At 39.1% G+C, this 24,891-nt stretch carries 19 protein-coding genes; 12 read left to right on the top strand and 7 right to left on the bottom strand.

The genetic code is table 11. The features are described 5' to 3' along the window. Window positions 1-2: 2 nt before the first annotated feature. From fba to RT412_RS07625, 7 genes are all read right to left on the bottom strand, one after another. Window positions 3-932 (bottom strand): class II fructose-1,6-bisphosphate aldolase, encoded by a 930-nt coding sequence (fba, locus tag RT412_RS07655; RefSeq protein WP_313341698.1) that lies wholly within the window; start codon window positions 930-932, stop codon window positions 3-5. Window positions 933-1,051: 119 nt separating this feature from the next. Beyond that, window positions 1,052-2,152: a sn-glycerol-3-phosphate ABC transporter ATP-binding protein UgpC gene (locus RT412_RS07650; RefSeq protein WP_313341696.1), complete on the bottom strand. Its 1,101-nt coding sequence runs from the start codon at window positions 2,150-2,152 to the stop codon at window positions 1,052-1,054. 1 nt (window position 2,153) lies between these two features. Beyond that, a complete protein-coding gene (locus tag RT412_RS07645; RefSeq protein WP_313341694.1) occupies window positions 2,154-3,335 on the bottom strand; it encodes a hypothetical protein in 1,182 nt (393 codons plus the stop codon). After that, window positions 3,332-4,603 (bottom strand): HlyD family efflux transporter periplasmic adaptor subunit, encoded by a 1,272-nt coding sequence (locus tag RT412_RS07640; protein ID WP_313341691.1) that lies wholly within the window; start codon window positions 4,601-4,603, stop codon window positions 3,332-3,334. The genes RT412_RS07645 and RT412_RS07640 overlap by 4 nt, the downstream gene beginning before the upstream one ends. Before the next feature lie 16 nt (window positions 4,604-4,619). Further along, on the bottom strand, window positions 4,620-5,471 hold the full coding sequence (locus tag RT412_RS07635; protein ID WP_313341689.1) for a carbohydrate ABC transporter permease: 852 nt from the start codon (window positions 5,469-5,471) through the stop codon (window positions 4,620-4,622). Beyond that, window positions 5,468-6,373 (bottom strand): sugar ABC transporter permease, encoded by a 906-nt coding sequence (locus RT412_RS07630; RefSeq protein ID WP_313342025.1) that lies wholly within the window; start codon window positions 6,371-6,373, stop codon window positions 5,468-5,470. Before RT412_RS07630 ends, RT412_RS07635 begins: the two co-directional genes overlap by 4 nt. Then, entirely contained in the window at window positions 6,309-8,570 is a 2,262-nt protein-coding gene (locus tag RT412_RS07625) for an ABC transporter substrate-binding protein (RefSeq protein WP_313341686.1), read from the bottom strand. The genes RT412_RS07630 and RT412_RS07625 overlap by 65 nt, the downstream gene beginning before the upstream one ends. Window positions 8,571-8,770: 200 nt before the next feature. Between RT412_RS07625 and RT412_RS07620 the strand changes: the two genes are divergently transcribed. The 12 genes from RT412_RS07620 (at window position 8,771) to RT412_RS07565 (ending at window position 24,764) form a co-directional block, all read left to right on the top strand. Beyond that, window positions 8,771-9,451: a response regulator transcription factor gene (locus RT412_RS07620; RefSeq protein WP_313341683.1), complete on the top strand. Its 681-nt coding sequence runs from the start codon at window positions 8,771-8,773 to the stop codon at window positions 9,449-9,451. Next, entirely contained in the window at window positions 9,444-10,739 is a 1,296-nt protein-coding gene (locus RT412_RS07615; RefSeq protein ID WP_313370880.1) for a HAMP domain-containing sensor histidine kinase, read from the top strand. Before RT412_RS07620 ends, RT412_RS07615 begins: the two co-directional genes overlap by 8 nt. A 215-nt stretch (window positions 10,740-10,954) precedes the next feature. Continuing rightward, window positions 10,955-11,236: a co-chaperone GroES gene (gene groES, locus RT412_RS07610; protein WP_313341678.1), complete on the top strand. Its 282-nt coding sequence runs from the start codon at window positions 10,955-10,957 to the stop codon at window positions 11,234-11,236. A gap of 21 nt (window positions 11,237-11,257) precedes the next feature. Further along, the gene (groL, locus tag RT412_RS07605; protein ID WP_313341676.1) at window positions 11,258-12,883 is read left to right on the top strand and encodes a chaperonin GroEL; all 1,626 of its coding nucleotides are present in this window, start codon (window positions 11,258-11,260) and stop codon (window positions 12,881-12,883) included. Window positions 12,884-13,330: 447 nt separating this feature from the next. Then, window positions 13,331-15,052, top strand: coding sequence for a sigma 54-interacting transcriptional regulator (locus RT412_RS07600; RefSeq protein WP_313341673.1), 1,722 nt, complete (start codon window positions 13,331-13,333; stop codon window positions 15,050-15,052). 515 nt (window positions 15,053-15,567) lie between these two features. Further along, window positions 15,568-16,776: a diaminopropionate ammonia-lyase gene (dpaL, locus tag RT412_RS07595; RefSeq protein ID WP_313341670.1), complete on the top strand. Its 1,209-nt coding sequence runs from the start codon at window positions 15,568-15,570 to the stop codon at window positions 16,774-16,776. Between the two features lie 34 nt (window positions 16,777-16,810). Beyond that, a complete protein-coding gene (ygeW, locus tag RT412_RS07590) occupies window positions 16,811-18,007 on the top strand; it encodes a knotted carbamoyltransferase YgeW (protein ID WP_313341667.1) in 1,197 nt (398 codons plus the stop codon). Window positions 18,008-18,022: 15 nt separating this feature from the next. Then, window positions 18,023-19,345 carry a YgeY family selenium metabolism-linked hydrolase gene (locus RT412_RS07585; protein ID WP_313341664.1) on the top strand — a complete coding sequence of 441 codons (1,323 nt, stop codon included), beginning with the start codon at window positions 18,023-18,025 and terminating at the stop codon, window positions 19,343-19,345. A gap of 63 nt (window positions 19,346-19,408) precedes the next feature. Beyond that, window positions 19,409-21,121, top strand: coding sequence for a hypothetical protein (locus tag RT412_RS07580; protein ID WP_313341662.1), 1,713 nt, complete (start codon window positions 19,409-19,411; stop codon window positions 21,119-21,121). Further along, on the top strand, window positions 21,114-22,046 hold the full coding sequence (arcC, locus tag RT412_RS07575; protein WP_313341660.1) for a carbamate kinase: 933 nt from the start codon (window positions 21,114-21,116) through the stop codon (window positions 22,044-22,046). The genes RT412_RS07580 and arcC overlap by 8 nt, the downstream gene beginning before the upstream one ends. Before the next feature lie 18 nt (window positions 22,047-22,064). Beyond that, entirely contained in the window at window positions 22,065-23,387 is a 1,323-nt protein-coding gene (gene ssnA / locus RT412_RS07570; RefSeq protein ID WP_313341657.1) for a putative aminohydrolase SsnA, read from the top strand. Between the two features lie 24 nt (window positions 23,388-23,411). Continuing rightward, window positions 23,412-24,764: a nucleobase:cation symporter-2 family protein gene (locus RT412_RS07565; RefSeq protein ID WP_313341654.1), complete on the top strand. Its 1,353-nt coding sequence runs from the start codon at window positions 23,412-23,414 to the stop codon at window positions 24,762-24,764. Window positions 24,765-24,891 lie beyond the last annotated feature (127 nt).

The raw sequence follows: 24,891 nt of genomic DNA, 5'->3' as shown, positions 1-24,891 counted from the left end.
TTCTATCTTTTGCCGCTGCAGCCTAATACATTTCTCATTTTGTGTGCAACCATATCTTTTATGGCTGTTCTTCCCAGTCCTAAGTATTTTCTTGGATCAAATTCAGACGGGTTTTCAACAAATAATTGTCTGATGCATGCGGTCATTGCCAATCTTAAATCTGTGTCAATGTTAATTTTACATACACCCATTTGAGAAGCACGTCTTAACATTTCTTCAGGAACTCCTGCCGCCCCCGGTATTTTACCGCCGTATTTGTTGCAAAGATCTACGAATTCTTTTGGCACTGACGATGAGCCGTGAAGTACTAATGGGAAATTCGGTAACAAATCGCTGATAGTTTGTAATCTTTCAAAGTCTAAGCTTGGGTTGCCTTTGAATTTATATGCTCCGTGACTTGTGCCTATTGCGATAGCCAATGAATCAACACCTGTTTTTGCAACAAATTCTGCCGCTTGATCAGGGTCTGTGTAGGTAGCGTCTTTTATATTTACATTAACAGTATCTTCAATACCTGCTAATTTTCCTAACTCGGCTTCTACCACAACTCCATTGCTGTGAGCATATTCAACAACCTTTTTAGTAAGTGCTATGTTTTCTTCAAAAGGATATTTGGAACCGTCAATCATAACTGATGTAAAACCATCATCAACGCATTGCTTGCAGATTTCGAAATCTTCGCCATGGTCTAAATGAAGACAAATATCTAAGCCGGAATCTTCTATGGCAGCTTCAACAAGCTTTTTTAAGTAAATTGGGTTTGCATACTTTCTGGCACCTGCAGACACCTGAAGTATTAATGGTGCATTTTCCTGCTTTGCAGCATCAACGATACCTTGGATTATTTCCATGTTGTTAACGTTGAAAGCACCTACCGCATAATTGCCTTCATATGCTTTTTTAAACATTTCCTTGGATGTGACAAGAGACATTTTAAATCCTCCTAATATATATTAAATAGAAATGTGTTATACTATTGATATATTAATTATACTACAATCAAATGTGAAATACCAAATATTTTTTAAGAATCATAAATTCTTATTAAAATCTAATAAATTATATTTTTTTTACTCTCTTTGTCAAACAGGTGCATTCTTTTTAAATCAAGACTGATTTTCACGGAGGTTCCTTCTTTGAATTTTTCTTTCCTGCCGGACCTTGCCGTTATTTTTTCTCCTGAAACGTCAAAATGAACATAGTCTTCGTACCCTAAGGTCTCGGTTATTTCATGTACCGCGTCAATTACGTACCCGTTATTTCCGGCGGTGCAGTCTATGTCCTCAGGCCTTATTCCGGCTATGAGCTTTCTGCCGGAATATTTTTTCAAGATGTCTTTGTTATATGCTGTTTTGTCCAAGGGCAAAGTAAAGCTGTCCGTTTTCAGCAGTATGCTGTCTTCGTAAAGGATGACAGCCGCCTCGATGAAATTCATTCTTGGCGACCCTATAAAGCCTGCCGTAAAAATATTGGCGGGATTCTCGTAAATGATTTTGGGAGTACCTGTTTGCTGTATTGTTCCGTCCTTCATTACAACTATCCTGTCCGCCATTGTCATAGCTTCCGTCTGGTCGTGAGTTACGTAGATAAACGTGGTTCCAAGTTTTTTGTGCAGCTTTATTATTTCAATGCGCATCTGCGCCCTCAGCTCCGCATCCAGATTGGACAAGGGCTCATCCAAAAGAAAAACACCGGGCTCCCGTACAATTGCTCTGCCCAGTGCAACTCTCTGCTTTTGTCCTCCGGACAGCTCTCCGGGCTTTCTGCCCAGAAGCTCTTCTATGTGGAGCATTTCTGCGGCGCCTGTTATTCTTTCCTTTATTTCAGCCTTTGCCGTTTTCCGCATCTTCATACCGAAGGCCATATTGTCAAACACGGTTAGGTGGGGATAAAGAGCATAATTTTGAAATACCATAGCGATATTTCGGTCCTTGGGCCTGACATTTTTGACAGGCTGCCCTCCTATGTATAAATTTCCCTCCGTACAGTCTTCCAAGCCGGCTATTATTCTGAGAGCCGTGGATTTTCCGCAGCCGGAGGGCCCCACCAGAACAATAAACTCACTGTCGTCTATATACAGGTTTATATTTTTCAGTGCTCTGATGCCTTTCGGATATTCCTTCGTTATATTTTCGAATTTTACTGATGCCATACTATGTCCTTTCGCTCACGTTAAAATTATTTATAAAACAGTCAAGCGCAAAATATACAGGGAGGATGAGCCAGTATATTGCCGCATACCTTCCGTATTGTGTGCCTGACGCCAAGGCGGCATAAAACAATATGAACGCAGATGCCGTTTCAACAGCCATAAGTCGGCACAGGCTTTTATTCCTGATAAGGCTTAAGGCCGCCCCAAGGCAAAAGGAGCTCAGCAGTCCGCATACGGCAATGTATATTAATGACTTTACAAAATAACCGTCAAAAACATAGCCCCTCGTCAGCCTAAGCCCGCTCAAATTCTCCCTGTACCTTTCGGCAAGCCCTGACCAGAAATCAAAATCCGACCATTTTGTAGGGATGAAGCTTTCAGGTATTTTAAAGGAAAAACATCCGGAAAAATAGCACAGGCATATCCATAAAACCAAAAGAAATACATATACGGCGGCTGCCCTGTATCCGGACTTGTATTTTATGGCAGGGCAAAGCCTGAGCAATATTCTTCCGCACATGAGGACGGAAACAAAAAAAGCAGGAAGTATGGGAAAATTTCCTGTCACGGACACCATATCGGAATAATTGATTAAGGAATCTGCGGCTTGTGAATTTTGAAGGATAAATTCTTCAATCAGCACACCTGCTTCGTCTCCGTCAGATTCCGGCTCCATGTCCAAAGAAACAAATTTTTCGCCGCTTTTGTAATTATCCTTTTTCACCGCAATTATCCCCGTTAAGGTATCTGTTACACAAGTTACTTTGTATGAAATGCCGTCTATATAAACAGTTTTCCCCAATATATCCCGTGAGCCCCAAAGCTCGTATGCCTTGTCCGAGGACATGGAACAGTCCGTATACCCCCAGGGGCAGCACATGCCTTTCCCGTCTCCCCACATATAGATAACATCCGATTCGATACATATTCCAAGGTCCGGATCCTCTATCTCAATGTTGTAATCCTGCTTCCATGAAGTTAGCTTAAAATCCGCTCCCGAGTCTTTTTGCCGCCTGCGTATTTCATCTAAGCCGTCAATATTCAGAGGAGCCGTTTCAAACCTGAGGCTTATGCCTCTATATTCCCTGTCCAGCTCTGCGTACCTGCCGGCACCGCCGCTCCACAGCATGCATCCCGCCAACACAAGCAGCATTGCTAAAAGCTCCCTTTTGTATTTTTTCATTTGGTTTTCACCCTCACTCTGTCCGATTCTTCTATAGGTTTATTGCTGTTTACTATTACATCTTCGTTACTTAGTCCGCTGACTGCAGCTTTGCTTCCGTCATTGTCCAGCACCTCTATATTTATCCGGTATGCAGCATTCTCCTCTCCCAACAGGGTATTTACATTCTTGATACCAAGAACATAATTACCGGTGCCGCTGCTTCTCACAGCGCTTAAAGGTACGACCTTACTATATTCTTCCGTGATTTTTACATGCTTCACGGAAGCTGCCATTCCGTTGTAAAGTTCGTTGTTTTCCGGCATTTCAACAGCTATTTCCACTGTGTTTTTATCGGACGTCGAAAGTTTCACCCATTTAACTTCTACGTCCTTTATGGGTGCTTTTTGCCCTTCCAAAGTGACTTCCACCGAATCCCCCTGCTTTATATACTTTGCGTCTTCCTTGTCCGTCACTGCCTTAAAGTAATACTTTGAATTCCCCGGTATAATAGAAATAAGGTTCCCTCCCGAGGTTTTTTCACCGGACTTGACATAAATTTCATCTATTGTTCCGCTAATTTCGGCATATATTGCGGAACCGACCGCAGCCAATTCCCTTAAGGAGCTGATTTCTTTATTTTTAAGCTGAATTTCCAATTCGGCGGACTCCTTGTCGATTTCGTTCTTTTCCCTTGCTGCCTTATCCGCTGCCTGGGCTTTTTCTTTTTCCCCGATTGCTGCCTGCAGGTTGAGCAAGGCATCTTCCACCGCCCTTTTATCCTTTTCCAGCTTGATTCCCCCGTTTATTTCCTTGTTCAGCTCCAGATCCTCCTGTGCTCTTTTAAGCTCTGCCTCAGCTTTTTCAACAGATCTGTCCCCGGAGGAATCATAGGTGTTCAGAGAAAGGCTTTGTTTCTTCAGCTCTAAGAGCCTTAGTTCGGTCTCCGCCGCAGAAAGCTGCTCCTCTATATCACTGGCATCAAGAATAATCAAGGGCTCCCCGGCTGTTACTGACTGACCTTGCTCAGCCTTTATCTCCAGGATTATGAATCCTTCTTCCGAAGAAATATGCAGCTTTTCCCTCGGCTCCATCCATCCTTCGCACAAGGTTTCATGAGACAGCCTGCCCCTTTCCGCCTTTTTTGCATATACCTTTGCAACCGCGACGGAATCAGCCGCTCTTGAGAGTGTGGTGAAAAGCAGCATTAGCACGAAAAAACCGGCAAGTGCCTTTGCATAAATTTTTTGTTTTTTATTTTTTTCATTTTCCTTGCAATCATATGTCATAGCTGCCTCCTTTGGCTCATTCTTTCAGGCCTGATGCCCGTATGCCTTTTTCCAGATGCTTCTGCCCCAATAAAAATATGAGCATTGACGGCACTATCATCAAAACAGATGCGGCCAAGTACAGGACACCTGTGCCGGAAGCAATATCGGGCATAAACAGCGACAGAGGCCACAGAGCTTTGTCCTTCAGAAATATAAGGGGCTGCTCTATAATGCTCCAGTATTCCAAAAAATCCAAGACAATAACAGATACAATTCCCGGTGCTCCCATAGGAAGCCCTATGTGCACAAATATCTCAAATTCTCCGGCTCCGTCCGTTTCCGCCGCCTCAATAATTGCGGCAGGCACCGCCCTGAATAACATATACATAATAAATACAGGGAACGTTGAAAAAACAGCCGGCAGAATTATTCCCAAATGCGTGTTTAAAAGCTTCAGCCTGTCTAATATCAGGTAATCGGAAACCATTGTAACCTGGAATGGCATCAGCATCAGGGCAATATATAGGGTAAGCAGAACTTTTTTAAACCTGAACTCATACATGGCGAAGCCCCAGGCCGCCGGAACGCAAATCAGGAGCTGCCCTGCCAGGACCGGTAACACGATTTTGCAGGAATTCCAAAAGGCCGCGAAAAATCCGGGAGAATCAATTAGAAGTTCCACATAGGGCTTAAGTGTAGGGTAACGGGGTATAACGCTCCAGTCTGCCGTATTTTCTCCCCCTTCATCTGCAAGCACAGGGGACAGGTTTTGATCAAATTCATCGGCGCTCATGAAAGAACCGCCGGCAATCATTGCCACAGGCAGCCATACAAGTACGGAAAAAGCAGTCAGTATCAATACGTTTATATTAAAGATTTTTTTCATTTTGCAGCCTCTCCCGATATTTTTTTCAGCAGGAATATAAGGAAAAATATAATACCTGCAGTCATCACCGCTCCTGCACACAACTTATCCATATCAAGGGAAGCAAACCAGTTGTTAAACAGGTGCTGAAGCAGGTACATGCTCGTGTGAGGATATGCGCCCGCCACAAGGTATGCCTCCCTGAAAACCTTGAAAGAGTTAATCAGGGACAGTATGCCTATGATGAAAAAATCCTGTTTTACTCCCGGAAGCGTTACAAGGAAGAACTGCATCACAGGTCCTGCCCCGTCGACGGAAGCCGCCTCATAAAGATTCGGGGAAATGTTCGACAGTGAGGCAGACCACAAAACCGTGTCATAGCCTGCGTTCCTCCATATATAGCATATTATCAGCATGTAAAATGCCAATTCCGTGCCCATAAAATCCTGAGGGCTGCCCCCCATATAAATCAGCATGCCGTTTACCAGCCCGTTTTTATGGAACGCCGCTTTCCACAGAAAAGCCACCGATGCCGCAGGCAGCGCCATGGGTATGAGGGAGGTGGTTTTGAAGAAATCCGCTTCGTACTTGCAGCCTCCGATTAAGACCGAAAGCAATAGGGAAAATGCCATCAGCACAGGTATGCACAGGGCTACGAACCTGAGAGTGTTGGCAGCGGCCAACCTGAAGGCTTCATTCTGCAGAACGGATATATAATTTTCCAAACCCGAAAACTCACCGCTCATACCCCGGTAAAAAGATCTTTTCAGAACATCGGCAAAAGGAAGTAACTTAAATATGCTTACCCCCAATAAACTGGGAATGATGAATAAAAATGCAAATAAACTATTTTTATTTTTACTCCGAAAGGTAGAGTCTTGTTCTTTCTTTAATTTTGGAAGCAGCTTGTTCCGCAGTTTCATTCCCTGCAAAATATTCCTCCGTTTCATCAATTATCATCTCCAATAACGTATCATCCGGAACATATGGTGTTTTTATGCTCAAGCACAGCTCCATGACCTTTTTCAGTTCTTCGGCGGAAGGCATGGGTCCCGCAAGCTCTTCTTCAATAAGTCCCTCTTCCGTTTCTGCATTGTTAGTCATTCCAAAATAAAAGTCTTCATTTCCCTTGCCCTCTGTTCCGTGCTCTAAAGATTTTATATTTACGGGAAAGCCGTCAAAGGTTCTTGCATTCTGGACAGAAGAGGAAAGCATAAGACTTACAAATTCTTCTGCAATATCAAATTTCTCTGTCCTTGCGTTTATTCCTATTATATTAACAGGTATAAATACATTTTCTGCCTGTCCAGGAAGGGGTAAAGCTATTCCGCCTTTTCTTTCGGCAACTGCCAGCGAAGGAGAATTTACGGAATTATAGCTTTTCAGATTGGAACAGTATGCATAGGATCTCCCGAATGCCCAGTCGAAAATATTGGATTCACCACCTGACATTGACTTAGCAAAAGCCTGTGATTTTGAGTCGGTTCCTCCCCAACTTCTTTCATCTTCTTTTTCCTCTCCACCTGTAGATTTTTTTCCTGAATCATAAATTCCCTTAACGTCCACTAAAAATTCAGCCACTGCCTTTTCGTCTAAATTCCCGTTTTTATCAAACCATGCTGACCCGCTTGACATGCTGAAAATTTTTATTAACTCCATATAGGACGAAAACGGTACAGCCTGACGGTCGTTGTGAGACTTTGCAAATTCTGCAAGCGACCTAAGAGTTTTAACACTGTCGGCGTACTTTTCATCTATCCATATGGAAGGTACTGTAAATTTGGCAGGTACCGCAAATATTTTTAAATCTTGCTCATATACATTTACCGCACTGTCCACGAGCTTTTCCCCTCCTCCATTTACTTTTTTCACCGCACCGGACAAATCCGCCAAAACCCCTTTTGAAATATATGATTCAACATCCATCCCGTCTAACAATATAAGATCAGGACCCTTACCTGCCATAATTTCCGTATTCAAAGCCTTTAGAGCATCATCCTTCGTCACAGAGAAAGCTTCATCAATTCCAATCATAATATTGACCCTAATATCAGGATTTTTCCTTTGAAATTCTCCGGCGGTCTGCCTAAGCGTACTGTTTTCATTCAGTGTGTACACTGTAAGCTCGGTACCGGGCACCGTGGATATATTTTCGTCATATTCGTATTTAAAAATGCTGTTGTTTGACTCGGAATCAGCATATAGTATGTAGAATTCTCCCCGCTCTGCCTCTATGGCGCCGCCGAAATAAAGCGAGGGTATGGACAGGGAAGTGAGCTCTCCTTCGATTATTTTTTCCCAGAGGCTTCCTCCTTCCACAAGCCTGTATACTCCGCTTCTGTCAGTCAGGTACAGGCTTCCGTTGCTGCCTCCGGTAAGCACTGCGTCACGGGTCATATGGTCATAATTCACATCTGTTTTTTTCTCGTAAGTATTCAAATCATAAATGGATATCTGGGATGAATCCTCGTTAATTATAAACAAGCTGTCTCCCGAAACTGTAAATCTTTCATCATATTCGCCGCCGTACCGGTTTTTGAATTTGCCCTCCGTCGAATACTGCTCAATTCCGCTTCCCACATTGGAGAACAGCAAATCCCCGTTTGAGGCAACTTTAATTTCCCTCATGTAAACCCTCAATTCACCTGCCGAGTTTTTTTGCCACTCCATTTTTATTTCTTCAAGCCTGTCATCGCCGGTTACCCGGTAAACCTTGCTGTAGACCTTGCTTCCTTCCTCAGGTTCTCCAAACACCAGTATATATTTACTGCCGTCAGTGTCATAGCCTATACTGTATATACTGTATTGTTTTTCGGCCAATTCAGAAAACCAAGGTATATCTTCCTGCTCATATTCGATTCCATCCTTTGTATTATGCAGCTCGCACCATGGTGATTCACCCAAGTACATGTATAAATCAATGGAACCGTCGGATTTTTTTATGGAAGTTACACCCTTCATATCCTCCACAGGATATTTTAAATCCTTTTCCACATACCTTCCCATGGCAGGCTGCCCTCCGGTGCTTGACGGTGAATCATTGTCCGCTCCGCATGAGATCAAAAGCAATGCGGACATACAGCATATAAAAAGTAATAAAGACTTTGTGATTTTTTTCATAGCGTTCCCCTTGAACATTAATATTTATCAGTTATAAACAGCATTGCTTTACCGTTAACAGGCAAGCTTATGCGTGTTTACAATACTGACTTATTCAATTATAATATACCTGTCTCTAAATAACCTCAAATTCATTTAAAGATTATTTAGAGACAGGTATTATATTATAATAAGCAAATAACATTATCACGGGGGAAAAAATGAGAATACTTATTATCGAGGATGATACGGCTCTTTGCGGTGCCGTAAAATTTCATCTTGAACAGGAAGGCTATATCGTGGATACATGCTTAAACGGGGAGGACGGGCTGCACTTCATAAAGCAGGAAGCATATGACCTTATACTTTTGGATCGTCTGCTGCCGGAGCTGGACGGCATGGACGTGCTGTCCCGGACGAGAGCCCTGGGCATAACCTCTCAGGTTATAATGATAACCGCACTGGACGGCATCGGAGACAGAATTGCCGGCTTAGACACCGGAGCAGACGATTACATTGTAAAGCCCTTCGATATAAATGAGCTGTTGGCAAGGGTAAGAGCTGTAAGCCGGCGACCCCGGCAGTGGAAAAGCACGGAAGTTATAGTACTTGATAATACGGAGCTCGACCTGCTGAGGTGCACTTTGAAAGGACCTTCGACCAAATGCACGCTTTCCAAAAAAGAATCTGAGCTGCTTGAAATTTTCATGAGAAATCGGGGATGCATCATGCCCCGTTCCGTCCTTCTGTCTCGTGTATGGGGTCCTGATGCTCCCGTAGAGGACGGGAACTTAGACAACTACGTGCATTTTTTGAGGAAAAGGCTTAGATTTGTGGGAAGCAGGCTGTTCATAAAGACAGCCCGGGGCGTAGGATATTCCATGGAGGTAAAAGATGCTTAAAAAACTCCGTATAAAATTCACTCTCACATATATTTTGACCACGGGCATAATATTAGTCTGCTTTTTCGCATGGTACCTTCATATGTCGGAAACCCAACTTAAAAATCAAAGCAGCATAACATTTCGGAATAACATTAATTCAATTGTATATAAGCTCCAAAGCGGCAGGGTCATCGACAATACGTGGCTTTCTCAAATGGAGTCAGGGAACATGCTCATAATTCATATTGAGGATAACCGGAAACCCCTTCTGTTCAGGGGTGCTTTAAAAACCGGCGTAGAAAGAGAGCTCCTTGTGGAAAAGGCCCAGAAGGTTGCATTTGAAAAACATAATTTTGATATTAAGCTGCCGCCCCGGTCATCTATAGATGTAAGCAGCATAACCTTTGAAATCAGCGGGGAAGACAATGAACCTTACCAGGCTGCGGCTGTAATACTCCCATCCTCGGCAGGAGGGTGGCAAAGCCTTACGCTGCTGATGGATTTAAGCATGCAGAAATCGGATATGTTGCAAAGCCGCATCAAATTTTTTTTCGCAATCACAGTTGTGATGGCATCATTATCCGTATTCGGATGGCAGTTTGCGGGAAAAGCTATACAGCCGATTGAAGCAAGCAGGAGACAGCAGACAGAATTTGTGGCCGCCGCTTCCCACGAGCTCAGGTCTCCTCTGACCGTACTGGGTGTAAGCGCCTCTGCATTTGAAATAAGCGAGACTGAGAATGAGAAAAGGAGATTTTTAAACACCATTAAAAATGAGTGCAAAAGAATGTCCCGACTTGTGGATGACCTGCTTTTGCTTGCCAGCGCCGATGCAGGAACTTGGTCCTTCCGTGCGGGCGAAGTTGAACCGGACACTCTTATTATAAATACCTACGAGGCATATGAAGAAATAGCCAAGGCTAAGAATCAGTCATTGATATTGGATCTGCCCGATGAGTCCTTACCTGCAATAAAAGGTGATTTTCAAAGGCTGAGCCAGGCTCTTTGCTGTCTTTTGGACAACGCTGTGTTTTATACAGAGCCGGGAGGGAAAATTATTTTAGGAGCCTGTAAAACCAAGCGCACATTTCTAATTTACGTTGCAGACAACGGAAAGGGAATACCGGACGAATATAAGGAGAAGGTATTTGAAAGATTTTACAGGACGGATTCCTCACGCAGCAAAAAAGAGCACTACGGCCTGGGTCTCAGTGTCGCAAAGGAAATCATAAGCCTGCACAGAGGAAAAATTTATGTAAAGGATACGAAGGGCGGCGGCAGCACCTTCTTTATTGAGTTTACATAAAATCCAAAGAAATAATTAGTAAATAAAAGCAATTTTAAGATTATATTAGAAAAGACACATTAATTTGAAAAAATAAGTCTAAATTGGATAAAATGGTACTTGAAAACCACTCTGCTAATAGGTATCATATACATTGTTAGTATTAGCACTCTAAGTCAATGAGTGCTAACAAAAATAGATAAATAATTACATAAAATAAATAGGAGGAATTTAAAATGTCAGTAAAACCATTAGGCGAAAGAGTAGTAATTAAAATGGTGGAAGCAGAAGAAAAAACCAAAAGCGGCATAGTGCTGCCGGGAACTGCTAAGGAAAAACCTCAAGTTGCTGAAGTTCTTGCAGTTGGAGCAGGAATAACTTCCGATGAAAAGAAAAAAGATGAAATTAAGGTTGGAGATAAAGTAATTTTCTCTAAATTTGCAGGAACAGAAGTTAAGGTTGATGGAGAAGAATTAATAATTATTAAATTATCCGATGTTTTAGCAGTTATAGAATAAAAATAAAGAGAGGTAGTAGAAATGGCAAAAATAATAAAATTTAACGAAGATGCACGCCGTTCAATGGAAAAAGGCGTTAATGCATTAGCTGATACAGTAAAAGTAACATTAGGACCTAAGGGAAGAAATGTAGTATTAAATAAAACTTTCGGCTCGCCCGTTATTACTAATGACGGTGTTACAATTGCAAGAGAAATCGAATTGTCAGATCCATATGAAAACATGGGTGCTCAGTTAGTTAAAGAAGTTGCAACTAAAACAAACGATGTAGCTGGTGACGGTACTACTACAGCTACTTTATTAGCTCAGGCAATTATCAGAGAGGGCTTAAAGAACGTTGCAGCAGGTGCTAACCCGATGATACTTAAGAAAGGTATTCAAAAAGCAGTAGAGGCTGCAGTTGCCGAACTTAAAAATGCAACTAAAAAGGTTGAAACTTCAGAAGAAATTGCTCAAATAGCTTCTGTATCAGCCGGAGACGAAGAAATAGGAAGATTGATTGCCGATGCAATGGAGAAGGTTGGTAAGGACGGTGTTATAACTGTAGAAGAATCAAAGACCATGGGTACAGAGCTTACAGTAGTTGAAGGTATGCAGTTTGACAGAGGATATTTATCAGCTTACATGGTAACTAACACAGAAAAAATGGAAGCTGTTTTAGAGAACCCATATATTTTGATAACAGATAAAAAAATTACAAACATTCAGGAAATTCTTCCTGTATTAGAACAAATCGTTCAAACAGGCAGATCACTTGTTATTATAGCTGAAGACATAGAAGGCGAAGCATTAGCTACTTTAGTATTAAACAAATTGAGAGGTACATTCAACTGCATTGCAGTTAAGGCTCCGGGATTTGGTGACAGAAGAAAAGAAATGTTAAAAGATATTGCTATTCTTACCGGTGGACAGGTAATTACCGAAGAGTTAGGTTATGAATTAAAAGATACAACTATAGATATGCTTGGAAATGCAGGAACGATTAAAATAGACAAAGAAAACACTATAATTGTTAACGGTGCAGGTTCTCAAGAAGAAATCTCTAACAGGGTAAAACAAATAAAAGCTCAATGGGAAGAATCAACTTCTGATTTTGATAAAGAAAAACTACAGGAAAGATTAGCAAAATTAACAGGCGGAGTAGCAGTTATCAACGTTGGAGCGGCTACCGAAACTGAAATGAAAGATAAAAAACTAAGAATAGAAGACGCTTTAAATGCTACAAGAGCTGCGGTTGAAGAAGGATTAGTATCAGGCGGCGGTGTTGCATTATTGTCTACTACAAAAGTTGTTGCTGAAATCGCAGAAACATTGACAGGAGATGCTAAGACGGGTGCTAAAATTATCGAAAAAGCTTTGGAGGAGCCTGTAAGACAAATTGCTGCAAACGCAGGACTTGAAGGCTCTGTAATAGTTGAAAAAATTAAAAACAGCGAAAAAGGTATCGGTTTTGATGCATTGAATGAAAAATATGTTAACATGATTGAAGCAGGTATTGTTGACCCGACTAAGGTAGTAAGATCAGCTCTTCAAAACGCATCAAGCGTAGCTTCAATGCTATTGACTACAGAAGCAGCCGTTGCAGATGAACCGAAAGAAGAAGCACCTGCTATGCCACCTATGGGCGGCGGAATGGGTATGATGTAAACCCAGATTGCCGAAAAATCTCGCCTGCGTCGTTGCCGTTCAGCCGGTCAATCCTCACGTATGTCTGAATACGCTGCGGTTGCCCGTCTTCCGGCGCCTTGCAGGACGAACTTTTTCTACAATCTGGTTGTATTGGTAAACGCCTGCCTGCATCGTTGCCGTTCAGGCGGTCAATCAGGAAGCCCTCAAAAATTCATCAAATTTTTGAGGGCTTCTTTTTTATGCCCTAACCCCGTTTGAACAAACGACAGTGCGGTTCAAATGGATGGTAGGTCAAATGCAAGGAATGCCAAATTTATGCGAGCGAAAGCGAGCAAATAAATTTGATACATTCCACTGCTTACTTTTTAAGAGATGTTAATTTTATTTTCAAATAATTATCATTATGATATAATAAATAAAAAATCTGCTTGTATTTATGATAATAAATCGAAGAGGGTGAAATTAATGTATAATTTGTCCAACATTGCGGATACGGTTCAAAAATATGCAAAGATAACGGCAAAGATAGCCAAAGTAGATGTTGAGGTAGTAAACAGAGAATTAATCAGAGTTGCAGGTACGGGAATTTTCAGTGAAGGAATATATGAAGATGTATCTGAAAATTCTCACGTTTATAAAAATGCCATAAAGACAGGTGAACTGCAAATAGTAAGAGATCCGGGCGAGGACGAAAGATGTAAAAATTGCAAAATTAAAAATGAATGTCATGAAACCTTTGAAATATCCATACCTATAAAAATGAAAGGTGAAATTATAGGTGTAATCGGCATGGCAAGTGACAATGAAGAATCTAAAAAAATGATTTTGGATAATTTAGACAGTTATTTAGATTTTTTAGCTCAAATTGCCGACTTCATAGCAACAAAAGCGTATGAATATGCTGATGCTGAAGAAAAGCAGTCAATAATAGAAATGCTGAAACTTATTACAAGGTCAATGGACGAAGGCGCTATAATCATCAACAACGATGGAAATGTAGATACAATTAATCTTAGCGCTAAGCAGCAATTAGGCATAACGAGAATTATTAATAATGAAAAAATTCATATAGAACCGACCGGTGATACTGTTAATAACAGCAAGGAGTACAGGGTAAGAATAGGAAATAATGTTAACACTGTCATAGGGGATATATACGATGTTCCGGAAAATCTTTTGTACAAGCAGGTAATGCTTTTTAAAGATATTAAAAACGTTCAATCGAATATATATGCTATGACTTCAACCGTTAATGCGCTTAATACCGATAAAATTATAGGAACAAGCAAAAAAACAATTGAGCTTAAGGAAGAAATTAAAAAGGTAGCTAATTCATTTTCGACAGTTCTTATAACCGGAGAAAGCGGAAGCGGTAAAGAAGTTGTGGCTACAGCAATATGGCAGAATTCTGACAGAAGAAACAACAGATTTGTGGCTATAAATTGCGCAGCAATACCGGAACCATTGCTTGAAAGCGAATTGTTCGGATACGTTAAAGGAGCTTTTACGGGAGCCGATCCAAACGGTAAAATCGGTAAATTTGAGCTTGCTAATAACGGAGTCATCTTTTTAGACGAAATAGGGGACATGCCGATTTATCTCCAGTCAAAGCTTTTAAGAGTTATTCAGGACAAAAAAGTTATAAGAATAGGCTCTAACCAGGTAATTCCTTTGGATGTTAGAATAATTGCCGCAACAAACAAAGATTTAAGAAAAATGATTAATGAAAATAAATTCCGGGAGGATTTGTATTACAGATTAAATGTAATTCCCATAGAGATAGCTCCTCTGAGAGAAAGAAAAGAAGATATAAAGGATTTAGTATATTATTTTGTACATTATTACAGAAAGCTGTTTGGTAAAAATTTCATACGAATAGAAGATGAAACAATGAAAAAGCTACTGTTATATCCATGGTACGGAAATGTCAGAGAGCTGGAGAATACGGTCGAGTTTATGGTTAATATGATGGAGTTCGGAATTATTAACGATGATGCTCTTCCTATAAATATCAAGAAGAACAATAATATAATTAAAAATGATACAATAAGACCACTAAAAGAAATAGAATATGAAGAAATAAAAAAAGCAATAGATTATTATGGCGATACAACAGAAGGAAAATTGGAAGCAGCAAAGGTGTTGGGGATTGGGATTGCAACGTTATATAGAAAACTTCAAAGTTAAACTTAGGTCGCTGAAAAATCCCGTCTGCTTCGTTGTCATTCATTAAGGGGTAAAACAACCCCTTTTTTTTATGCCAAATTTGATGCATTTCCCTGAGAATTTTGAATAATTGTCCGCAAATATTAAATAATAGTAAATGTGATTGTAAAGATGCACCTTAATAAAGTAAATAATTATCAAATTGATAAATGCATATTTATGGATAGTATATTTTTTAACAATAATTTTTTAATAGAGATTAAAACTATTCAAAGACAAACAATTTTATTTAATAACAAATTAATAAGTCGTTATTATCAAAATGATAATATTTTATCATATTGATAATAATGTAATTAAATTATCGGGAATTTAGTTTTCCTATTATTATTTGAAATTTAAATTTTATTGAAAATTCAACAGAATAAATTATTTGAATTTTTTAAACTATAAAAATATGATAATAATTTATAAAAAAGTTGGCACAAATTTTGCTTTAATATAGTTTGTAAAATATTTTAAGAAAGGTATTAGAGATGACATTTAAATATGATTTAGTACAAAATGATATTTCCAAAAGAGAGAAAACCGATTTAAGCTTTGTGAATGAAGAAACAGCGAAGAAAGTTCTTAAATATCATTCAAGCTTTGATCAGTATACGGAGACCCCTTTGGTTGAATTAAAGGAATTAGCAAAGCATCTTGGCCTAAAAGATGTCTTCATAAAAGATGAATCATACAGGTTTGGGCTCAATGCATTTAAGGTATTAGGCGGAAGCTATACAATAGGACAGTATATAGCTAAAAAATTAGGAAAAGACATAGATGAACTTCCATATAAAACATTAATTTCCGATAAAGTGAAAAAAGAATTAGGTGAATTAACGTTTATTACGGCAACTGACGGAAATCACGGAAGAGGAATCGCTTGGACAGCAGAACAGTTAAAACAAAAAGCAATTGTTTATATGCCAAAGGGAAGCGCTTATGAAAGACGTGACAGAATAAGAGCGCACGGGGCAACATGTGAGATAACAGAGTGGAATTATGATGATACCGTCAGGTACTGCAACGAATTGGCTGAAAAAAACGGCTATGTGATGGTTCAGGACACATCATGGCCGGGATATGAAGAATTGCCGAGATGGATTATGCAGGGTTACATGACTATGGCATATGAGGCATATTTGAAACTACAAAAACAAAACATAAGACCTACACATGTTTTTTTACAGGCCGGAGTAGGTTCAATGGCATCGGGAGTATGCGGATTCTTTTCATCAGTATATGCAGACAACAAGCCGATAATAACGATAGTAGAGCCGGACAAGGCAGCTTGTCTTTACAAGACGGCAAAAGCAGATGACGGCAAATTGCATCCTGTAACAGGTGAAATGAACACTATTATGGCGGGGCTCGCATGCGGAGAGCCAATCACAATCGGCTGGCCTATACTTAATGCATATGCAGAAAATTTCTTATCAATACCGGAAGAAACTGCGGCTCACGGCATGAGAGTTTTAGGCAATCCGCTTAAAGGAGACGAAAGTGTGATATCAGGTGAAAGCGGAGCAGCAACTTTGGGTGTTGTATCACAGGTTATGACTAAGGATGGATTAAAGAGTATCAAAGAAAGCTTAAAGCTTGATGAAAATTCGGTAGTATTGTTATTCAGCACAGAAGGAGATACTTATTTCGAAGGATATAGAGATATAGTATGGAATGGAACTTATCCTAATAAATAAATCAAAATAAAACTTAATTTAAAAGGAGAAACACATGAACAAAAATTTTAATGATTTATTAAACAAATTAAAAGGATTAGATTATAAGGATCTTTATCAAAACGACTTTTTACTTACATGGGATAAAACTCAGGAAGAATTAGAAGCAATATTCACTGTGGCAGATACTCTCAGATATTTGAGAGAAAACAATATCAGTACAAAAATATTCGATTCCGGTTTAGGGATATCTGTATTCAGAGACAACTCTACAAGAACAAGATTTTCATTTACTTCTGCATGTAACCTGTTAGGGTTGACAATACAAGACTTGGATGAAGGAAAATCACAAATAGCTCACGGCGAAACAGTTAAAGAAACAGCTAATATGATTTCTTTCATGGCTGATGTAATAGGTATTCGTGATGACATGTATATCGGTAAAGGTCACACTTACGAAAAGGCAGTTGCTGAGTATGTAGAAGAAGGATTTAAGGATGGAGTTCTTGAACAAAGACCTACGGTAGTTAATCTGCAATGCGATATTGACCACCCGACACAGACTATGGCAGATGCATTACATTTAATTAATGAATTTGGCGGAATTGAAAATTTAAAAGGAAAGAAAATCGCTATGACTTGGGCTTATTCACCTTCATACGGAAAACCTCTTTCTGTACCTCAAGGAATTATCGGTCTTATGACAAGATTCGGTATGGAAGTTGTGCTTGCTCATCCTGAAGGATACGAGGTTATGCCTGAAGTAGAAGAAGTAGCTAAGAAGAATGCGGAAAAATACGGTGGAAAATTTACAAAAACCAATGATATGGCAGAGGCTTTCAGGGATGCGGACATAGTTTATCCTAAGAGCTGGGCTCCTTTTGCGGCTATGGAAGAAAGAACTGACCTTTACGGAGAAGGAAAATTCGATGAGATTAAGGAATTAGAAAAGAAATTACTTGCACAAAATGCTGAACATACTGACTGGGCTTGTACAGAAGAATTAATGAAGACAACAAAGAACGGAAAAGCATTATACATGCACTGCCTGCCCGCTGACATAACAGGTGTAAGCTGCAAGACAGGTGAGGTAGATGCAACTGTATTTGACAGATACAGAGTGCCGCTATACAAAGAAGCAAGTTTCAAACCATATATCATAGCAGCTATGATATTTATGCAAAAAGTAAAAAATCCTGAAGAAACTTTACAAAAATTAATGGATCAAAATAAAGCAAGATTGATAAGATAAATTTGGAGGAAGAGAATGAATGCTAATTTAGACTTTAATAAAATTAAAGAAGCAGCACAGGGTTATGAAAAAGATATGACTAAATTTTTAAGAGATTTAGTCCGCATACCCGGTGAAAGTGCCGAAGAAAAAGGTGTTATAAATCGTATTGCCGAAGAAATGAAAATGCTGGGCTTTGATAAAGTTCAAATAGATCCTCAAGGTAATGTCTTGGGTTATATGGGTAATGGTGAAAAATTAATCGGTTTCGATGCACACATCGACACTGTTGGTATAGGAAATAAAGCAAATTGGCAATTTGATCCATATGAAGGCTTTGAATCAGATACCGAAATAGGAGGAAGAGGAACATCCGACCAATTAGGAGGTATAGTTTCAGCCGTATATGGTGCTAAAATAATGAAGGACTTAGGTCTGTTAAACGATAAATATACTGCTTTAGTTACCGGAACAGTTCAAGAGGAAGATTGCGACGGACTTTGCTGGGAATATATAATCAAAGAAGACAAAGTGAGACCGGAGTTTGTTGTTTCGACAGAGCCGACAGATGGAGGTATTTACAGAGGTCAGCGCGGACGTATGGAAATTCGTGTAGACGTTCAGGGTATTTCGTGTCACGGTTCCGCACCGGAAAGAGGAGAAAATGCTATTTATAAAATGGCCGAAATATTATTAAATATACGAGATCTTAACGAAAATGACGCAGCCGATGATAAAGAAATCAAAGGTCTCGTTAAGATGTTGGATCAAAAATATAATCCTGAGTGGAAGGAAGCAAACTTCTTGGGCAGAGGGACAGTAACTACATCAGAAATATTCTTTACATCACCAAGCCGTTGTGCTGTTGCTGATTCATGCTCAGTTTCTCTGGACCGCCGTATGACAGCAGGTGAAACCTGGGAAAGCTGCTTAGATGAAATCCGTGCACTTCCAGCAGTTAAGAAATATAATGCCAAAGTAAGCATGTATCAATATGACAGACCAAGCTACACCGGATTAGTATATCCGATAGAATGTTACTTCCCTACATGGGTTATTCCGGAAGATCATGCAGTAACAAAAGCAATGGAAGAAGCATACAAAGGTCTTTACGGCACCGGCAGAAGCGGTTCTCCTGAAACGGATGCAATGAGAAAAGAACGTCCATTAACTGACAAATGGACCTTCTCAACAAACGGAGTTTCAATAATGGGACGTAACGGCATACCTGTAATAGGATTCGGACCCGGAGCAGAGGCACAGGCACATGCGCCTAACGAAAAAACCTGGAAAGAGGATTTAGTTAAATGTGCTGCTGTTTATGCCGCACTTCCGGTAATTTACGTTAACAATAAATAAAAACAACAAGGACGGGGACTTTAAAAGACCGTCCTATGTTCGTTTGTGAGGAAAGGAATTAATATGAGCGATATAATGAGACCACTATCATTTGAATATCTCATAGATGTCTGTTTGCAGGATTACTATACGAAGGGTAAAATATTTGAAATTGATAAAAAGGATTTCCTTGTAGATACAAATGATAATGTAAGTATGAATTTTGATAAGGAATATTTGCGTTTCCCCATAGGACCTGCTGCGGGGCCTCATACACAATTGGCTCAAAATTTACTGTCGGGTTATTTAACCGGCGGAAGATTTTTTGAGCTTAAAACGGTTCAAATTATAGATGGTAAAGAAATGCAGTCAATGATTGAAAAGCCATGTATAGATGTTAAAAATGTCGGATATAACGTTGAATGGTCAACAGAATTGACAGTAGAAGAAGCAGCTGAAGAATATATTAAGGGCTCCATATTGCTGCAGGTCATGGGTATTGAGCTGGGAATATCCGACATTAAGGATTTTGTGTTTGTTACAAGCGTCGGATACAACCTTGAAGGAATTCAATCTAAAAAAATATCTGATTTCATAGATAACCTTAAGGATGCAAAAAATACACCTGTATTTAAAGAATGTATTAATGTATTGAAAAACAACATCAGTAAATTTAAAAGGTTTAAAATCGAAGATATAGATAAGATTACTTCTAATATCACCAATACCGTAACCTTATCAACAATGCACGGTGCAAAGGCGGAAGAAATATTAGATATAGCCAAGCATTTAATAGGAAACAAAAAGATTAATACATTTATAAAATGCAATGCAACGTTATTGGGTTTTGACAATGTAAGAGCTATATTAGACAATCTAAGATATGAAGACATAGAACTGAAAAAAGAAGATTTTGAGCATGATCTGAAATTTGATCATGCGGTGGATATCGTCAAGCAATTAAAAAAATTAGGCAGTGAAAATAATTTATTTGTGGGTATAAAGCTTACAAACACGTTGCCTGTCTACAATTCGAGAAAAATATTGCCGGGTGAGGCAATGTATTTATCAGGTAAACCGCTTTATCCAATAGCTTTGGGTGTTGCAAGGATGTTTGCAGAAAGCTTCGATGGTGATATACCTATGTCATTTTCAGGCGGAATAGATAAAAATAATGTAGTTGAGGTTTTAAAAACAGGGATTGCACCCGTAACCGTATCTACACTTTTATTAAAGCCCGGCGGATATAAAAACATGAAATCTTTAGTTGATAAAATATCCCATGAACAATTTAGTTTCGAAAAAGTCGATACCGCTTTGGTAATGGAATTGTCTGAAAAAGCAAATTGTGATTCAAATTATAAAAACAAGGGTGATGGAAGATATTTAGAGGATACATTACCTGTTTACGACTGCTTTAAGATTAACTGCGGAATTTGTGTAGACGTTTGTCCAAACAGAGCAAACATGAGAGTTTACGATGACAGATTTGATTCTTCTTATCAAATAATCCATATAGAAAACAGATGCAATGAGTGTGACGACTGTCATACATTCTGCACAAGAGGCGGATTTCCGTATTTTAAAAAGATTACCTTGTTTGCAGATGAAGAAGAGTTTAACAACTCTGACAATTCAGGAATCTTGAAATTAGGAGATTCAAAGTTTTTATTAAGAGATGAAGACAAAACAGTTTACGAATATGACATAAATAATAATGATGTAAAAAAGGGAATTGAAAAAATTCTTGAAACAATGATAAAAGAATATCCTTATTTATGGAGGAATTATGAATAAAAAAGTAGTTATAGCATTAGGTGGAAATGCATTAGGAAGTACATTATCCGAACAAATGGATGCAGTAAAATATACTGCAAAAGCAATAGCCGACTTGGTAGAGCTTAATTATGATGTTGTTGTTGCTCACGGAAACGGACCTCAGGTAGGTATGATAAATAATGCTTTTGCGGAATATGGAAAGGTTGATCCAAAATTTCCTTTTATGCCTTTGTCAATGTGCGTTGCAATGAGTCAGGCATACATAGGATATGATTTACAAAATGCATTGAGAGAGGAGTTGTTGAACAGAGGAATAAAAAAACCGGTAACTTCAATAATAACTCAGGTTGTTGTTGATGAAAAAGACCCGGCATTTGAAAGACCTACAAAACCGATAGGACCTTTTATGACGGAACAGGAGGCTGAGGTAGGAAGAGCCAACGGTATGATAATTATAGAAGATTCAGGCCGCGGCTACAGAAGAGTTGTCGCATCTCCAAAACCACAGGATATAGTTGAAATTGATACTATTGAAGACCTTATGAAGACAGGTCAGTTAGTAATAGCATGCGGTGGCGGAGGAATCCCGGTTGTTAAGGAAGGCAATCATTTAAGAGGTGTTGGAGCGGTAATTGACAAGGATTTTGCAAGCTCGCTTTTAGCCGAAAAAATAGATGCTGATAGTTTTGTGGTACTTACCGCCGTTGAAAAGGTAGCCATAAGATTTGGCAAACCGGACCAAGAGTGGTTATCGGAACTGGATATACCAACAGCTGAAAAACATATTGCAAATAAAGAGTTTGCAGAAGGCTCAATGCTTCCAAAGGTTAGAGCTGCTCTTGCCTTTGCAGCATCAAAGCCCGGCAGAAAAGCCTTAATCACTTCATTAGAAAAGGCAGCTGACGGCTTGGCAGGAAAGACCGGTACTTGGATTCATTCATAAAAAGATTAGGGGTATCTGATGATAATAGGAAACGGTAAAATTATTACTAATGATTCATCCAACAATTTTTACGATAATGGAGCAATATACATTAAAAATGATGTAATTGAAGATATCGGAAATTCAGATGAAATAAAAAACAAATACGGCAATGAAGAATTTATTGATGTTAAAAACAACGTAATAATGCCGGGTATGATATGTGCACACAGCCATATATACAGTGCATATGCAAGAGGAATGTCAATAAGTAAGCCAACGACCGACTTTTTTACGGTTCTTGAAAATTTGTGGTGGAGTTTAGACAGAAAGCTGACATTGGAGGATGTAAGGTTAAATGCCTTGACTACCTATATAGAATCAATTCAAAACGGTGTTACAACGTTGATTGATCATCATTCCGGACCAAATTCGGTGACAGGCAGCTTATTTGCAATTGCAGATGCAGCAAGACAGCTTGGCATGAGAACTTCTATATGCTATGAAGTGTCTGACAGGGACGGAAAGGATATCACAATTAAAGAAATAGAAGAAAACATAAACTTCATTAAAGAATGCAAGAAAAATAATGACGACATGATTAAGGGCTTATTTGGTCTTCATGCATCCTTTACATTGTCTGATGAAACCCTTTATAAGGTAAAAGAAGCCGTGGAAGGAGTTTATGACGGTTATCATATTCACGTTGCAGAAGGAATAGAAGATCAATATGATTCATTAAAAAAATATGGAAGGAGAGTTGTTGAAAGATTACATGATTTTGGAATTTTAGGTGAAAGAACGATTGCTGTTCACGGTGTTCATATAAATCAAAGAGAGATTGAAATATTAAAACACACAGATACAAGCGTAGTTCACAACCCTGAATCAAACATGAACAATGCTGTAGGGTGCCCTCCGGTTGCTTCTATGCTTAAACAAGGCTTGAGAGTCGGACTCGGTACAGATGCATATACCAACGACATGTTTGAATCAATGAAAGTGGCTAATATTTTACAAAGCCATCAATTATGTGATCCGACTGCCGGTTTTAATGAAACTAAACAAATGCAATTTGAAAATAATCCTAAAATTCTGAGTAAATACTTTAATAAGGATATAGGAAGTTTAAAAAAGGGAGGTTATGCAGATATAATAACACTAAATTATGATCCTTTAACACCAATGTCAAAGGATAATTGGTTTGGTCACGCCCTGTTTGGTATGACCGGAAGAATAGTAAACGATACAATTATAAACGGAAAATTTGTAATGAAAGACAGAGAAATATTGACAGTTGATGTAAAAGAAATTATGAGTAAGTCTCGTGAAAGAGTCAAAGAAGTATGGAAATTCATGTAAAATATCAATTTTGGAGGAGCAATCATGAAAAATAATACTAACAATTCATTATTCAGTTTAAATGGAAATCCAAGCTTAAGCACGGTAACACCAATGTCTTTACAACATTTATTGGCGATGATAGTAGGCAACGTATTACCGGCTTTAGTATTATCAGGTGCAATAGGGTTTGATACGGAACAGCGTATTTTACTGGTTCAAGCAAGTATGTTTATAGCAGCTATCGGAACATTTTTACAATCCACACCTATTTTTGGCGTCGGTGCAAAATTGCCGGTTGTCATAGGCGTTAGCTTTGCATACATACCTACTATTTTAGCAATCGGGGGTCAATATGGTATAGGTGCTATATTAGGTGCACAGGTTGTAGGTGGTGTTACCGCATTTATAGTAGGTATGTTCATAGAAAAAATCAGAAAATTTTTCCCGCCAATGGTAGCAGGAACCGTTGTATTTACAATAGGACTATCATTGTACAGAGTTGCCGTTAACTATATGGCAGGAGGATTCCAACCAACCGACCCAAGATACGGCGGCTTAGTATATTGGGGAATTTCAATTTTAACACTTATAGTGGTGCTGTTGTGCAACATGTTCGGCAAAGGATATATAAAGCTTGCTGCAATTTTAATAGGAATTGGTGTAGGTTACATTGCAAGTTTAATAGCAAATATAGTAACGTTTGAGTCAATCAGTTCAGCTGCTTGGTTTAGTTTACCGAGTATACTCCCGTATAAGCTTGAATTTCCTATTGCAGCTGCAATAAGTATGGCAGTAATGTATGTTGTCAATTCAGTTCAGGCAGTTGGTGATTTATCGGGAACAACCGTGGGCGGCATGGACAGAGAAGCATCAGATAAGGAACTTTCAGGCGGTATTAAGGCAAACGGTATAGTAAGCATAATCGGTTCCTTTATAGGTGCATTGCCGACAGCAACATACAGTCAGAATGTTGGGATAGTGGCAATGACCAAGGTTGTTAGTTTAAAGGTATTCAGATTAACTGCTTTATTGATATTAATAGCGGGACTTATACCTAAATTTGGTGCGGTAATGACGTCAATTCCTCAGGCTGTTATAGGAGGTGCTACAATTTCTGTTTTTGCACAGATAACTATGACAGGAATGAGATTGATAGTACAAGATGAAATGTCTGTCAGAAATACAACGATTGTAGGACTTGGTATTGCATTAGGAATGGGAATTACACAAATACCTAAAGAAGGATTACAATATCTTCCGGATTGGTTTAATATGGTGTTTGCAAGTTCACCTGTAATTTTAGCTACCGTGGTTGTATTTGTATTAAATATTTTGTTACCTAAAAAATCCTTATCACAAGAAGAAGCTGAAAGAGCAGCAATGGATAAAAAATAATTATTTTGTCATCCTGAACACAGTGAAAGATGACAGTACTTTAGAATCTGAGATTAACGCAGTCTCATTCACAAAAATATTTGCTTCCTTTGGTCGCATATTTTTGGAATTCGTTGCGAAAGACCTA

Source organism: Sedimentibacter sp. (assembly GCF_032080165.1).
Taxonomy (GTDB): Bacteria; Bacillota; Clostridia; order Tissierellales; family Sedimentibacteraceae; genus Sedimentibacter.
This window is presented reverse-complemented; position numbering and strand designations above follow the sequence as displayed.

Coding starts and splice junctions, on each gene's coding strand:
- RT412_RS07625 (WP_313341686.1), bottom strand. CDS start 8,570: ATGAAAAAAATCACAAAGTCTTTATTACTTTTTATATGCTGTATGTCC.
- RT412_RS07635 (WP_313341689.1), bottom strand. CDS start 5,471: ATGAAAAAAATCTTTAATATAAACGTATTGATACTGACTGCTTTTTCC.
- RT412_RS07645 (WP_313341694.1), bottom strand. CDS start 3,335: ATGAAAAAATACAAAAGGGAGCTTTTAGCAATGCTGCTTGTGTTGGCG.
- groL (WP_313341676.1), top strand. CDS start 11,258: ATGGCAAAAATAATAAAATTTAACGAAGATGCACGCCGTTCAATGGAA.
- ygeW (WP_313341667.1), top strand. CDS start 16,811: ATGAACAAAAATTTTAATGATTTATTAAACAAATTAAAAGGATTAGAT.
- RT412_RS07640 (WP_313341691.1), bottom strand. CDS start 4,603: ATGACATATGATTGCAAGGAAAATGAAAAAAATAAAAAACAAAAAATT.
- RT412_RS07620 (WP_313341683.1), top strand. CDS start 8,771: ATGAGAATACTTATTATCGAGGATGATACGGCTCTTTGCGGTGCCGTA.
- RT412_RS07630 (WP_313342025.1), bottom strand. CDS start 6,373: ATGAAACTGCGGAACAAGCTGCTTCCAAAATTAAAGAAAGAACAAGAC.
- RT412_RS07615 (WP_313370880.1), top strand. CDS start 9,444: ATGCTTAAAAAACTCCGTATAAAATTCACTCTCACATATATTTTGACC.
- RT412_RS07580 (WP_313341662.1), top strand. CDS start 19,409: ATGAGCGATATAATGAGACCACTATCATTTGAATATCTCATAGATGTC.
- dpaL (WP_313341670.1), top strand. CDS start 15,568: ATGACATTTAAATATGATTTAGTACAAAATGATATTTCCAAAAGAGAG.
- ssnA (WP_313341657.1), top strand. CDS start 22,065: ATGATAATAGGAAACGGTAAAATTATTACTAATGATTCATCCAACAAT.
- groES (WP_313341678.1), top strand. CDS start 10,955: ATGTCAGTAAAACCATTAGGCGAAAGAGTAGTAATTAAAATGGTGGAA.
- arcC (WP_313341660.1), top strand. CDS start 21,114: ATGAATAAAAAAGTAGTTATAGCATTAGGTGGAAATGCATTAGGAAGT.
- fba (WP_313341698.1), bottom strand. CDS start 932: ATGTCTCTTGTCACATCCAAGGAAATGTTTAAAAAAGCATATGAAGGC.
- RT412_RS07585 (WP_313341664.1), top strand. CDS start 18,023: ATGAATGCTAATTTAGACTTTAATAAAATTAAAGAAGCAGCACAGGGT.
- RT412_RS07565 (WP_313341654.1), top strand. CDS start 23,412: ATGAAAAATAATACTAACAATTCATTATTCAGTTTAAATGGAAATCCA.
- RT412_RS07600 (WP_313341673.1), top strand. CDS start 13,331: ATGTATAATTTGTCCAACATTGCGGATACGGTTCAAAAATATGCAAAG.
- RT412_RS07650 (WP_313341696.1), bottom strand. CDS start 2,152: ATGGCATCAGTAAAATTCGAAAATATAACGAAGGAATATCCGAAAGGC.